Genomic DNA, 12,783 nt, shown 5'->3' with positions numbered 1-12,783 from the left:
TAAGCTCAACTCAGGCAATGTCATCGACGTCTTGAGTGATCTGTTCATCCTGCGCGGCATCCCGTCATTCATTCGCTCAGACAATGGCCCGGAGTTTGTTGCTCAGGCCGTCCAAGATTGGATCAAGGCCGTTGGCGCGAAGACCGCCTACATCGAACCAGGGTCACCTTGGGAAAACGGATACTGCGAAAGCTTCAATGCCCGGTTCCGAGATGAGTTCCTGAACGGCGAAATCTTCTACAGCCTGCGCGAAGCACAAATCCTGATTGAGGAATGGAGGAAACACTACAACACCAAACGACCACACAGTGCTCTAGGCTACCGGCCGCCGGTGCCTGAAACCATCGTCCAGATGGACCAAAGGCCGATCATGCACTAACAATCAAATTGGACCACTCAAGTGGGGCTGATCAAGAAAATCAAGACCAATGCGCCTAACCGTTTTCCCGTTCCGCTAACCTGTTAAGCAGCTCTGGAAGCTGCACTGTAATCTTGAGCGCGCCTTCAGCGATATCCAATTCGGCCTTAGCCACTCTCCAACTGGCAGATAGCTTCTCGAGCTTCTTGAGCTCATTGCTAATGGTATCTTGGATTCTTTTTTCAGCTCTTTTGCGTGAGGCTGTTTCTTTATGCCCCTGATCTTCGCGAGCACTGGCGAAAGCCACGACATCAAGAACTTTCGGTCTTAACCACTGTTCGATCAATGAGCTCTTGTTTATCGCGGGTTCCGCTTCAACAATATTGTGCTGAAAAGTCGGGGTTGGCGGTGGGGGTGGAGTCCAAGGTTCAACAACTCTATCTTCTAGTACTGCGCTTGAAGCTTTGTAGCCTTTTTCTGGATCACCGCTAAAGTTTATCCTGACAGTGTAATGTACCTTATCACCGTCATCGTAAAACCATTGTTTCTTGATGAGTGATCGGGAACTATGTTGGATCAAACCTTCCAAAGCAGTTTTTCGCTCTGATCGCTCGTTTGTAACCCATGCAAGAGAGCCTTCGACTTTCTCGTCTAGTGATATCTCCACAAACCCCATGAAGCGGCGCAACAAGCCCAACCTTAACTCCTTAGAGCCTCCCTCTCGTAGGCGGCTTGTCGAAATGGCAAGTGGGGCGAGTAATGCGACAGTTGGAGCCAATAACGCCATATCACGCGGACTACCTGCGATCTCATGCGACAAGCGAAAGGCATCTGCATTCAGATCATCAAGAAGGCGTAGTCTGTCTCCAGAGATTTTTTCATCGCCTTCAGATAGCGTCTCAAATCTTCCGAGCAGCCCGCGCAACTGGACCTGAATAAGTAGGTGAAGGGTTCGACGTGGCGTTTCCTGTATTTCTGCCCTGATTTGCTCAACACGCTCTGTAAGTTCCGCCAAGCCCTCAATTATCTGATCCAACTTGAAGTTTATTGTCTTGAGCGCTTCTTCCAACCACTTTCGATCATCGGAGCCGATAAAACCCAAAATAAATTTAACCAGCCCACCGTATTTTTCGACGAAACCGATAGCTGCTTTAGCCGCTCCAATTATCTCCACGACACCAACGGTCATGTACGAAGCGCTTCCGTAGGATGATTGCTCTGTATTATCTTCGTTAGTACTTCCAACTTCCTTGTTCAATTTCGTCGCCTCCCAAAAAAATCACTTGCAACTCGCAAAAACCGACCACCAATTAATTTCTTGAAAGTAGACCGCACAACGTAACGGACAAGTGACGAACTTGATGCGTGTAGCGCTAGATATCTGGTCGCTGAGCCAGTTTTGCGGTAAATCTTATCTACTAGGTTTCTAATCTCCCAGACCGTTCTTCTTCTGGCATCTAGTATGTGGTTCATAGGGTACCCTTCACCCCCAACTGAAGGGCACCTTAAGTTTCTCCTTCCGTTACCCGAGGGTGTCCGAGGCAGTCGAACGCCCTGCTAGCCACTTCTTGTGGTTCGTGAAGGTCAGGCTGTAGCGACCAACATCAACGAAGGTCTCACCCGGTCCCTCACGGGTCACCTTAAGGGGCGTTGAAAGTTGGTGACGCTCGATAAGCAAGTCAAAGGGGCCGACGCAAAAGTCAAAGACGATCATTCTACTATTCCTATTTTTGGTAGTGCTGCATCGCCGCGATGCAACGCATAGATGAATCCTCAAGGAATCGCCGTCAACCCCTTATTTTTATAGCATTTTCGGGAGTTTCCCGCAGGTGGAGAGACCCCTTTCGGGCAGCTTTGAGACGCATCCCTGCGTCTGTGGTTGGGTGTTCTGCTACGCCTTCAACTTCCGCATCGTCCGCCGCTCGGCATCTGTAGGCACGCCGACTAACGTAAACCTGCTAGTGTCTGCGGATTTGCGGGTTCAGAAGTAGCGGTAGGCAGATAACTATTCGCCCAGTCGTTCCATTCGCTTTCGAGCTTCGTCTGAACCTAAGTCGGCTGCGCGAGCGTATATTCTTTTTGCTGCGTCTGCGTTTGGAACAGGAAATGGAGACCTTTCCGCATTGAAGGTTGCTGGGTCGTGCATTTCCGCCATAAGGATTAAAGCGGAAATTCTGGTATCTGTTTCGGTGTCTTGGTCAAGGGAAAGGCTCATCAAAGCCCCAAAGGCTAATTGAAGGTTCTCCCGCCCGCCTTCTTCAATCAACGCCAAAGTAATACTTATTTCGTCTTCACCTAAATGACTCTCGCCGAGTTGTGCCGCTTCGCCCGCTAAGTCGTGAACACCGTCTCCATGGTAGTAGAACCTCGCTCCTCCGTAGCCACCAGCAATCACAATTAGCAATACTGCTAGCGCTCGATACTTCCTAGGGCCTTTGTTAGGAGGCTCGGGTTCGCCACCGTAAGCGGCTGGAGCCATGTTCCGCTCAGGCTCAGTATGTCGTGGTCCGTCCCAATCGCTCATAACGACTCTAAATCACATTGATGGTTGCGCGTGCCATCTCAAATCCAATCCAGATGGCAGAAGCGACGCAAAACAATATCTTTAGGTTGTATGTCAGCCGCCTGATTGTACCTGAAGCTGAAGGGTACGGATACCTGCCGCTTTCTTCGTCCTTTTCTTCAAGAATTTTGAGTAGGCCCCGGTTTTGATAGTCCGCTGCGACATACTGCAACAAATCGCAGACCAGCGAGAGGATTGCTAAGCAAGCCGGGCCTGCAATTCGTGCAGGGCTCAAGAAGCCGTCCCCGCCACTCGCAGTACCTTCGATAACAAAAGATATGCAAGTCACCAAAATACCGACGGAGACTGTCCAGACACGGTCGCTGATTCGCGATGTCGTCCAATTCAGGTTTTCAATGATGGTCTTCTTGTCAGGCATGGGTAAGGCGGCTTCGTTTGAATGCCTCAACGCTTACACGTGCACCCATGCTTGTAAACAAGACAAGCCCGGTTGATCTCTGTAAATACAACAGCAGACTTCGGTGCAACTGCAGGGAAAGCTCGTTTTGTCCCGCTTAGCTGCCGTATTAACCGGATGGCGCGCCTAAATTCCCCTGCGCGACACTTGATGGCTTGAGTTCATGACGGCTGATGGAAGGTTACAGGCTAATCAACAAACATGATACCAAAAGGTGTTATATTGCGTGGACCTGATGGGTGACTGAGGTGGCGGCTTAGGTGTCTGCTTAAGGTACGTTGGTCTGTACGCCCCGTTGCACAGATGCTCAGCCTGTGCGGAAAAAGACCATGGCAGTTCGGTGCGCTGTCTGCGCCTCAAGCGGTGCCTGACCATGGAAAAAGGATCGTATATCCCCCGCATGTCCCTTGTTTTCTGCGCTCCGGCGGCTTGATGCTGCCCTAAATGGTGACATGAAGTCACCTTAGGTGTGCTGTCCGTGTGCTGTTAGGTGGTTCGATGGGGGGCACCGGGGGGTACGCGCGGCACTATGCTATATCTCTGGCACTAACAATTTTTCGCCAATTTTGTGGAACGCTGATGCTCGAAATGACCATTGATGACCAGAGAGTTTCCCAACCCCACCAACAACTTAGCAGCACTTTTTGGGGCCACCTGTTCGGCCAACCTTTAAGCTCACCTGCAGGTTCACCCTGACGATAGCCCTAAGGGCTTCCCCTGAAGATTCTCTGTCGGCTTGTCGTGGGGTGTCCTGAGGGGTCTGCGATGGTGGATTAAGGTTCGATCACTCTCATCAACCAACCAAAGCCGAGAGGCTCTAAGGTGCCCCTGATGGCATGCCTGAATTATTCAGGTGCCCTATCAGGTGCTAACCTTAAGGTGCAGACTTACCTGTTCTTGCGAACATGGTGATGAAGTATCAGCCGGAAGTGATGGTAAGCTATCATCCATTCTCAATTGGTCTTTCGGAGCGAATGCGACCCTTGAGTATCCCCTGATGGTGCCCCTTAAGGAGTGACTGAACTAAGACTTTTGTCTAACGGGAACGGGGCCGAAAACCCCTTATTTTTATAGTCAAAATTGGCCCACAGGAGAGTTCATCTCTCCCGGCTCTTTCTGGCACCACCTAGTACCAGGCTTGGGTGAGTGTAGGCGGGGCGCAAAGGGGTCAGCCTTTAGTGACCCAAACCAGCCCCCCTATTGGTAGTACCCAACACCCCTTGCGGGTTATCTTCCCGGCGCTCTCACACAAAAGCGCCCGCTTTTTCTGTAAACCCAGTGCGGAAAGCGGGAGTTGTCTGCAAACGTGAGATCGTCTACTGCCTGCAGAGGAAGTTGAGTACTGCTATTGAGCAATATCATTCGAGCGAATGTAGCAATACTTCCAGACAGAAACGCTCTGGGCTATCGACCTAAAAAACGAAAAAGAGCAGCAACATGACCCCACCCGATGAACTTTTTGAGATTGCAAGCCGTTTAGAGGCAGCGTCAACTTGCAAGGAACTCGTTACCGCTGAAAACGATCTTTTGGAGATCGAAAGGGTTGCAAGGGAAGCTGAACGTGCATTTTCAGGGTCTTGGATGGGATATCATGCTTATGTGTACACAACAGACTTGCAACCCCCACCTACAGGGGTCCATTTCAGTCAGGAATGGGGCTTAATGAGAACCATTGGGTCCTCAAACCGAAGTAGAGAGCATTGGAAGCAATATGACCCCGAAAAATTGACGAACAGATTACGCAAAAAGGCGGGCGACCCAGACCTGAGCGACGTTGAAGACGCATCGGCATCCGCTACTGAAACGTTCAACGAAGCGAAAGCCGAAATCAGTTCGATACTTTTGACGGAAAACTCCGATACTTCCGATGCCTTTCTTTCAAAGCTTCTAGACGACTTAAACGACCTAAACACCTACACAGCATCAGAATTGGCCCAAGCATGGCAACCGCGCGGTCAAGTCATAACCCGCGACACGGCAGCAATTAGTAAGGGTAACAAAGTACCTCCGCATGTCATCTTGTTGGCTGACAGTGCTTCTATCCGACAACCCTTTCTTGTTTGCGCGGAAGCAAGCAAAATTTGCAAGAAAGCTGCCTCACATCTTGAGAGAAAAGCCAAACGAATGGATCATGACGCCAGAGTTGGTACCAATGTGTTCATTGGGCATGGACGCTCACAAGCTTGGCGCGAACTAAAAGACTTTGTTCAAGACCGCCTTCACCTTACTTGGGATGAATTCAACAGGGTGCCTGTGGCTGGAATAACCAACCAATCCCGATTGTCAGAGATGCTAGACGCGGCATCGGTCGCACTGGTCGTCATGACCGCAGAGGACGAAACATCTGAGGGCAAAGTGCAAGCTCGGATGAATGTCATCCACGAGGTAGGTTTATTTCAAGGTCGATTAGGGTTTACAAAGGCGATTGTTGTCCTCGAAGATAGCTGCGAAGAATTCAGTAACATTCAAGGCTTGGGACAAATCCGCTTTTCAGCCGGGAATATCGCATCCTGTTTCGAAGAAGTGCGTCGCGTGCTTGAACGTGAAGGTCTGGTCAATTCATAAGAGTGGCGATTGCAGATTATCCCTTAGGCGTCCGCATTCAGTGCAAATCTTTAGTTTTACGCACAAAAGGCAAACACGGTATGCGGACGTCGCCAAAAAAAGGGTTGCACAGAGGCGGCCTAGAGACTTCGATTAGTCAGGGTGTGTTTGGTCTACAAGCCAGCCTTCACGCCCCACCTAGCGAACTCTCTAAGCCGCGCCTCACGTCCACCGTAAGTATTCTCAGCAACCGATTGAGCGGAATGCCCTAGATACCCATGACGAACCTCTACAGGTGCCCCTGCATCCCTCAGCTTATCGCTTGCCCTGTGGCGCAGCCCGTGGACCTTCATGCGCCTGTCGTCAGTGTGCTTTCTCACCGCTTTCATCAGAGCCGCAGAGGCTGCCGTAGGGCCTCCGTCACGGCCATATGAGGGGAACAGAGGTTCGTTGCCTTTAACGCCCCTCTACACGCGCCCTGAGGGACTCCCTGAGTCTCTCTGAGGCTATCGGAACGTACCTGTCACTGTTGCTGTTCTTGATGCCGTTGATTTCGTTCGGAGTGACAAGGATGGACGGAGTTTCCGCTTTCAGGTCCACATCATCAACGCGCAGACCACAGGCTTCACCAAGGCGCATTCCTGTCCCTTTCAACACCCGCCATAGATCGGGGAGGTCATTGCTCCTGCCGCCCTCTAGGGTCGTCTGCACGGCATTGACAACGCTGTCAGGCAAAGGGACGTTCTTGTCCAGCGAGCTAACCTGTTCCTTAGGCCAAGGAAGTCGTTCGAAGTGGCTGCGCTCGGACGGTATCTCAAGCTCCCGCACGGCGTGGTTATAGGCGGCAGCAACGATGATCACCTCTCGTTGGCACGACTTGAGCGCTAGAGGTTGGCCGTTCTGCTTTTTGAGACCCAGCAGGTAGTCCATGAAGCCCCGCGCAGTCTGACGGTCAATACTCTCGATTGTCACATCTTCCAGAGGTTTCCCTAGTGCATCACTCAGTCGATTGAACGTGCGGTCAATCCTGACCATCTCCTTCCGATCATCAGCAAGCCCCTTGTCCTTGGCATAGGTGTCCCGCATGTCTGCAATAGTGGGCTTCGGAGCTTCCCGATTGGGGTTCAAGATGGCTGCTACTACCTCGGGGTCCTCTCCACGCGCTGCCAGACTGTGCCCCACAACACCACGGGTCCAGCTATCGTCGGGGTCCAAGCCCTGAACACCTTCCATGTATTGCTCCGCAAAACGCTGGGCGTCGATGAACTTCTGAGTGGCAGACCGAGAGTCGACCTCAGGGTGTTGTCTCAGGGTGTCCTCAACAATCGAGTTGAAATTCCTAAGGTGAAACTGGTACTCGCGCTGAAAAGCAGCCCCGTCACGCGCTTTGATGTGCTTTTGGTATGCGTCCTCACCAAGAATTTCGCGCACTTTCTTGGGCCACCTTCTGCGGAAACGCCGTTGGGTGTCGCTGATTTGGTCTACGTATCTGATGGTCATTTCAAAGGCCATTGTGTGCTGTCCGTGTGTGCTGTTTGCGTTATGCGACACACTCGGAAAATACTGAATGCCCTTATTTATAAGGCCGAAAACCAACCGATCAAGCTGGTTCTGGTGCGGTCGAGAAGACTCGAACTTCCACGGGAGTTACCCCACAGCGACCTCAACGCTGCGCGTCTACCAATTCCGCCACGACCGCACTGCCAGTGACTTGGTAGAGGGGCGTATAGACGCAGATGGGGGCGATGTGAAGAGACAAAACAGCGTTGGTTTAAATTCCATCTGGACCGACATATCTGTTGGCTCAGGTGAAACAAAAACAGACTGACTGGACCTTATCATGAGCACCTCTGACCCACGGCCCGTACTTCAGGTGGATATCGTCTCGGATGTTGTCTGCCCCTGGTGCATTGTCGGATTTCGGCAGCTCGATCTGGCTTTGCAACAGCAACAGGTTTTGGCCCGTCTCAGGTGGCATCCTTTTGAATTGAACCCGACCATGCCTCCGGAAGGTCAAAACTTGCGCGCGCATATTGCGGAAAAATATGGCTCGACGACTGAGCAAAGCCAACAAGCCCGCGACAGGTTGACCGCTTTGGGGTCGGAGCTTGGGTTTACTTTTAATTTCAATGACAAAAGCCGCATTGTTAATACATTCGCAGCGCATCAGCTGTTGGATTGGGCCGAAATACAAGGGCGGCAACACCCGTTGAAACTGGCCTTGTTCGAGGTGTATTTCACCCAGCAAAAGGATGTCTCAGATACCGCTGTTCTGATTGAGGCTGTTTCTGCAGCGGGGCTCGACCCCGATGATGCCCTTGCGGCGCTTGAATCTGGGACCCATGCCGCTTCGGTGCGCGAGAAACAGCAGTTCTGGACCAATCGTGGCATTTCGGGTGTTCCATCCATGGTATTCGGGGGCAAATACCTGCTGACCGGGGCGCAAGGCACCGAGACCTACGCGCAAGTGTTACAGCGCTGCCTGGCCGAGGCGGCCTAGCCCCTTCCCCCTGCCCCGCATACGCGATAGGAGGCCGGCATGGAATGGAAAGTCACTGATGGTCTGACCCGGTATGAGGATGCCGTTGCCTTCATGGAGGCGCGCGTGGCCGCGATAGCGGCAGGCGATGCAGAGGAGTGCGTCTGGCTGCTGGAACATCCCCCGCTTTATACTGCCGGAACCTCGGCCAAAATCTCGGACCTAAAGGACCCGGACCGCTTCCCCGTGTACGAAAGCAAGCGTGGCGGGGAATATACCTATCACGGCCCGGGGCAGCGCGTTGCTTATGTAATGCTGAACTTGAACACACGCGGCCGCGATGTGCGCCAGTTTGTGAAACAGCTGGAAACCTGGGTGATCGCGGCGCTGGGTGAATTCAACGTTCAAGGCGAAATTCGGGACGGCCGGGTTGGCGTTTGGGTCCAGCGAGATGACAAGCCGCTGACTTCGGCGGGCCAACCTGCCGAGGATAAAATTGCAGCTATTGGACTGCGCCTCCGCAAATGGGTTAGCTTTCACGGTATCTCAATCAATGTCGAACCGGAACTGGATCATTTCACCGGAATCGTACCCTGTGGCATCACCGAACACGGGGTCACTTCACTGGTCGATCTAGGCTTGCCCGTAACCATGGCGGATGTGGATGCTGCGTTGCAAAAGACCTTTTACGAGGCTTTCGAAAGCCCAGCAAAATAGTTTCTTTTAAGTGATTCGAATCGCAATTTGATAGCTCGCAGACACAATCCCATGAACTCAGATCGCTCTGTTTCCCAATTTTCTAGGTCTTGCATAATTTTGCAACGATATTAACTCTCATTTTAACCAACGTTCACTTCTGTGAATACAATGCCAATGTTTACGAGTAGCATGGAACAGCCAATCTAGAGTGAGTGGTATGTTAAACCGGTGATCCAGGGCTTGCCCTGTGAAATCCGATCAGTGTTTGGTTACGAGTCTGCCGTTCCGACCCCAAATCGGAACGGCAATTCTCTTTCTAAGCTTTCGACTGACTGGACCATCCCTTCAAAACCACATCATCCCTATTGCAAGATCACAGCGCTATCGCTGGTCGCGGCAGGCTGAGCATTGTTTGCAAAGGCTTTGAGTGCTCAAAAGTTGTGCGTTTCACCAAACTCAGGGCCATACCCGGCATAGACAGCGCGTTTCCATCGTCTCACTCAGTTTAGCGCCTTCCTGATCTTTTCCGCATGCTCGGCAATCAGATCAAAATCCCCCATATTGCCCGGCGGGCGCATTGAAATACCTTCGTGCCTGGGCAGAACATGGAAATGAAGGTGAAATACCTCCTGCCCACCAGCTGCTTCGTTGAACTGCTGGATGGTGACCCCGTCGGCCTCAAACGCCTGTTTCACCGCGTGGGACAGCTTCTGCACGGTCGCCATCACTGCAGATAGTTGTTCGGGCGTAGCATCCAGCATGTTGCGGCACGGGCTTTTAGGGATGACCAGTAAATGGCCGTCTGATCGCGGCATGATATCCATGAAGGCCAGCGTGTCTTCATCCTCGTAAACACGGGTCGACGGGATTTCGCCGCGCAGGATCTTGGCGAAGATGTTGTCGGGGTCATAGCTGGACATATGCAGGCTCCGGTTGGATGCTGGTTTCCTAACTGCGTTTGTGCGAGGCCCCATCGATGCGGTCAAGCCGCAAAAAAACGGGTGCTACAGCGACAAGGGCGTCGCCAACCAGTCCTGATACATTCTGTCCCGGTGCGCCAACAAACCAGATGACAAAACTGCCCTCGATTCATCCGAGACATGCGCGAACACAGTTCGGGTGCTGGGCCGCATGGCGCAGAGTATATCTGGCAAGGGTGAAAACAGGGCCATAAAGGCTGCGCAGTAGATATCTGCGGCGGTCAGACGATTGCAGAACAGAAAATCTCCCCCGGTTTCAAGCCGAGCGCTGACGTTTTTCAGGATTGCATTTGCACGCCCTTCGGCCAAAGCGCCTGCCTCTGGGTCATACCCGTATTTTGCCGCCAGATAGGCGGCGATTTTGGGGTGAAATCCTCCATCCCGCCCCTCAAGCCCCGCATGGATCTGCTGCAACCGCCTGTGCCAGCCCAGCCCACCGGGGGCCGCCAGTAAGCTTATGAACTCCATGATCTCAGAGGCTGCCGCCTCAGGAACCAAATCCGGGTCAGGCGCGATGCGCTGAACCAGCGAAACGATCTGGGCCGCGTCTGAAACCGGGTTTTCGTCTTCCCAAAATGCAACCGGCGCGCTGTCTGTCTGGGCCCAAACGGCCTGTGCGCGGTCCTGCTGATCCAAATAGACGGGCATCCAGGGTACGTTCTTGACGTGTAGCAATCCTTTGGCTGCCTCGCTCCAGGGGCTGGGCACGCCGCCAACCACGATCATACGCAGCCCTGACGCTGCTTTTGCCTGCTCGGTCGTCGCGTATTTCAGCATCATTCAGAGTCCTCCAGCAAAGACATGTGTACCCTTTGACCAAGTGCTGCAACCGCTGCCCGCGACAATTAATCTTGATCCATATCAAACTCGACCATTGAAGGCGCCCTCTTCGCATTCTAAAACCAGCAGGAATCCCGCGCGTTGGAGAGGTCCGACTGCGCGGTGCAGTTGCAACAGGAGGCACCTATAATGGCAGACGCAGCCATTCATGGTCACGATCATGAAGACCAGCGCAGTTTCTTTGTGCGTTGGTTCATGTCGACCAACCACAAAGACATCGGGATTCTCTACCTGATCTTCTCGGCTCTGGCCGGTCTGATCTCGGTGGCGATGACCGTTTACATGCGGCTTGAACTGATGCACCCCGGTGTGCAGTACATGTGCCTCGAAGGGTTCATGGCCGACCCGTGTACCCCGAATGGACACCTGTGGAACGTCATGATCACATATCACGGTGTTCTGATGATGTTCTTCGTTGTCATCCCAGCCCTCTTTGGTGGATTTGGCAACTATTTCATGCCCTTGCAGATCGGCGCGCCGGATATGGCGTTCCCGCGGATGAACAACCTGTCCTTCTGGCTGTACGTCGCTGGTACCTCGCTGGGTATCGCTTCGCTGCTGAGCCCCGGCGGTAACGATCAGCTTGGCTCGGGCGTGGGCTGGGTTCTGTATCCGCCGCTGTCGACGACCGAAGGCGGCATGTCCATGGACTTGGCGATCTTCGCCGTGCACGTATCGGGCGCCTCCTCGATCCTCGGCGCGATCAACATGATCACCACCTTCCTGAACATGCGTGCCCCGGGCATGACCCTGTTCAAGGTGCCGCTGTTCAGCTGGTCGATCTTCATCACCTCGTGGCTGATTCTTCTGTCGCTGCCGGTTCTGGCGGGCGCGATCACCATGCTGCTGATGGACCGCAACTTTGGCTTCACCTTCTTTGATCCTGCCGGTGGCGGGGATCCGATCCTGTATCAGCACATCCTGTGGTTCTTCGGCCACCCGGAAGTGTATATCGTGATCCTGCCGGGCTTCGGTATCATCAGCCACGTGATCGCGACCTTCTCGCGCAAGCCGATCTTTGGCTACCTGCCGATGGTCTGGGCGATCATCGCAATCGGTGTTCTGGGCTTCGTTGTGTGGGCACACCACATGTACACGGTTGGCATGTCACTGCGTCAGCAGGCTTACTTCATGCTGGCCACGATGGTCATCGCGGTACCGACCGGTGTTAAGGTCTTCTCGTGGATCGCGACCATGTGGGGCGGCTCCATCGAGTTCAAGACACCAATGCTGTTCGCCTTCGGCTTCCTGTTCCTGTTCACCGTTGGCGGTGTGACCGGTGTGGTTCTGTCGCAGGCTGGTATCGACCGTGCCTATCACGACACCTACTACGTTGTGGCGCACTTCCACTATGTGATGAGCTTGGGTGCCGTCTTTGCGATCTTCGCGGGTGTGTATTTCTACTTCTCGAAGATGACGGGTCGTCAGTACTCGGAGTTCTGGGGCAAGGTTCATTTCTGGCTGTTCTTTATCGGCGCCAACCTGACCTTCTTCCCGCAGCACTTCCTGGGCCGTCAGGGGATGCCGCGCCGCTATATCGACTATCCCGAAGCGTTCGCGCAGTGGAACTATGTCTCGTCGATTGGCGCGTTCATCTCGTTTGCCTCGTTCATCCTGTTCTTCGGCATCGTGTTCTACGCCCTGTTCCGTGGCGCGAAAGAGACACGTCCGAACCCGTGGAACGAATACGCAGACACGCTGGAATGGACCCTGCCGACACCGCCGCCTGAACATACGTTCGAGCAGCTGCCGAAGCAGGAAGACTGGGATAAGGGCCACGCGCACTGATCCGGTCAGAGACCACAGAAAACCCCGCCCGAACCGGCGGGGTTTTTTCTTTGTGCAGCAAGCGCCTAAATGCCGCGGTCACATAAGAGACATCACATTCGCTGACGCAGCGCA

The 12,783-nt window shown here is 53.3% G+C and carries 12 protein-coding genes and 1 tRNA gene; 5 read left to right on the top strand and 8 right to left on the bottom strand.

What is annotated here, in order from left to right:
• On the top strand, positions 1 to 379 hold a 379-nt coding region (locus tag ACR0DH_RS06710; protein ID WP_480547914.1), incomplete at its 5' end, for an integrase core domain-containing protein.
• 55 nt (positions 380 to 434) lie between these two features.
• Here the strand turns inward: ACR0DH_RS06710 and ACR0DH_RS06705 are convergent.
• From ACR0DH_RS06705 to ACR0DH_RS06690, 4 genes are all read right to left on the bottom strand, one after another.
• The gene (locus tag ACR0DH_RS06705) at positions 435 to 1,616 is read right to left on the bottom strand and encodes a hypothetical protein (RefSeq protein WP_480547913.1); all 1,182 of its coding nucleotides are present in this window, start codon (positions 1,614 to 1,616) and stop codon (positions 435 to 437) included.
• 264 nt (positions 1,617 to 1,880) lie between these two features.
• On the bottom strand, positions 1,881 to 2,072 hold the full coding sequence (locus tag ACR0DH_RS06700; protein WP_480547912.1) for a hypothetical protein: 192 nt from the start codon (positions 2,070 to 2,072) through the stop codon (positions 1,881 to 1,883).
• Between the two features lie 291 nt (positions 2,073 to 2,363).
• On the bottom strand, positions 2,364 to 2,837 hold the full coding sequence (locus ACR0DH_RS06695) for a hypothetical protein (protein WP_480547911.1): 474 nt from the start codon (positions 2,835 to 2,837) through the stop codon (positions 2,364 to 2,366).
• 52 nt (positions 2,838 to 2,889) lie between these two features.
• Positions 2,890 to 3,300, bottom strand: coding sequence for a hypothetical protein (locus ACR0DH_RS06690; RefSeq protein WP_480547910.1), 411 nt, complete (start codon positions 3,298 to 3,300; stop codon positions 2,890 to 2,892).
• 1,476 nt (positions 3,301 to 4,776) lie between these two features.
• On the opposite strand from ACR0DH_RS06690, the gene ACR0DH_RS06685 reads away from it, so the two are divergent.
• Complete coding sequence (locus ACR0DH_RS06685) at positions 4,777 to 5,904, top strand: TIR domain-containing protein (RefSeq protein WP_480547909.1); 1,128 nt, start codon at positions 4,777 to 4,779, stop codon at positions 5,902 to 5,904.
• A 435-nt stretch (positions 5,905 to 6,339) separates the two neighbouring features.
• Here the strand turns inward: ACR0DH_RS06685 and ACR0DH_RS06680 are convergent, their stop codons facing one another.
• Together ACR0DH_RS06680 and ACR0DH_RS06675 are read right to left on the bottom strand one after the other, a co-directional pair.
• Entirely contained in the window at positions 6,340 to 7,314 is a 975-nt protein-coding gene (locus ACR0DH_RS06680; RefSeq protein ID WP_480547908.1) for a tyrosine-type recombinase/integrase, read from the bottom strand.
• Positions 7,315 to 7,495: 181 nt separating this feature from the next.
• Positions 7,496 to 7,582: transfer RNA gene (locus ACR0DH_RS06675), tRNA-Leu, on the bottom strand.
• 141 nt (positions 7,583 to 7,723) lie between these two features.
• Here ACR0DH_RS06675 and ACR0DH_RS06670 point away from each other — a divergent pair.
• Both ACR0DH_RS06670 and lipB read left to right on the top strand, forming a co-directional pair.
• Positions 7,724 to 8,383: a DsbA family oxidoreductase gene (locus ACR0DH_RS06670; protein ID WP_480547907.1), complete on the top strand. Its 660-nt coding sequence runs from the start codon at positions 7,724 to 7,726 to the stop codon at positions 8,381 to 8,383.
• Between the two features lie 39 nt (positions 8,384 to 8,422).
• Positions 8,423 to 9,079, top strand: a complete 657-nt coding sequence (gene lipB, locus ACR0DH_RS06665) for a lipoyl(octanoyl) transferase LipB (protein ID WP_480547906.1) — start codon at positions 8,423 to 8,425, stop codon at positions 9,077 to 9,079.
• Between the two features lie 482 nt (positions 9,080 to 9,561).
• On the opposite strand, the gene ACR0DH_RS06660 is transcribed toward lipB, so the two are convergent.
• Positions 9,562 to 9,981, bottom strand: a complete 420-nt coding sequence (locus tag ACR0DH_RS06660) for an HIT family protein (protein ID WP_480498693.1) — start codon at positions 9,979 to 9,981, stop codon at positions 9,562 to 9,564.
• A gap of 84 nt (positions 9,982 to 10,065) precedes the next feature.
• Positions 10,066 to 10,821, bottom strand: coding sequence for a glutathione S-transferase family protein (locus ACR0DH_RS06655; protein WP_480547905.1), 756 nt, complete (start codon positions 10,819 to 10,821; stop codon positions 10,066 to 10,068).
• A gap of 189 nt (positions 10,822 to 11,010) precedes the next feature.
• Here ACR0DH_RS06655 and ctaD point away from each other — a divergent pair, with 189 nt between their 5' ends.
• Positions 11,011 to 12,669, top strand: coding sequence for a cytochrome c oxidase subunit I (gene ctaD, locus ACR0DH_RS06650; protein WP_170532655.1), 1,659 nt, complete (start codon positions 11,011 to 11,013; stop codon positions 12,667 to 12,669).
• The last annotated feature ends 114 nt before the right edge of the window (positions 12,670 to 12,783 follow it).

It is taken from the genome of Ruegeria sp. I1 (assembly GCF_056532675.1).
Note: the sequence above shows the minus strand (reverse complement) of the source record. Positions and strands in the feature narration are given on the sequence as shown.

Bases quoted from the DNA above. Each gene is read 5' to 3' on its own strand.
- ACR0DH_RS06700 (WP_480547912.1), bottom strand. From the start codon at position 2,072: ATGATCGTCTTTGACTTTTGCGTCGGCCCCTTTGACTTGCTTATCGAG.
- ACR0DH_RS06695 (WP_480547911.1), bottom strand. From the start codon at position 2,837: ATGGCTCCAGCCGCTTACGGTGGCGAACCCGAGCCTCCTAACAAAGGC.
- ACR0DH_RS06690 (WP_480547910.1), bottom strand. From the start codon at position 3,300: ATGCCTGACAAGAAGACCATCATTGAAAACCTGAATTGGACGACATCG.
- ACR0DH_RS06685 (WP_480547909.1), top strand. From the start codon at position 4,777: ATGACCCCACCCGATGAACTTTTTGAGATTGCAAGCCGTTTAGAGGCA.
- ACR0DH_RS06670 (WP_480547907.1), top strand. From the start codon at position 7,724: ATGAGCACCTCTGACCCACGGCCCGTACTTCAGGTGGATATCGTCTCG.
- lipB (WP_480547906.1), top strand. From the start codon at position 8,423: ATGGAATGGAAAGTCACTGATGGTCTGACCCGGTATGAGGATGCCGTT.
- ACR0DH_RS06660 (WP_480498693.1), bottom strand. From the start codon at position 9,981: ATGTCCAGCTATGACCCCGACAACATCTTCGCCAAGATCCTGCGCGGC.
- ACR0DH_RS06655 (WP_480547905.1), bottom strand. From the start codon at position 10,821: ATGATGCTGAAATACGCGACGACCGAGCAGGCAAAAGCAGCGTCAGGG.
- ctaD (WP_170532655.1), top strand. From the start codon at position 11,011: ATGGCAGACGCAGCCATTCATGGTCACGATCATGAAGACCAGCGCAGT.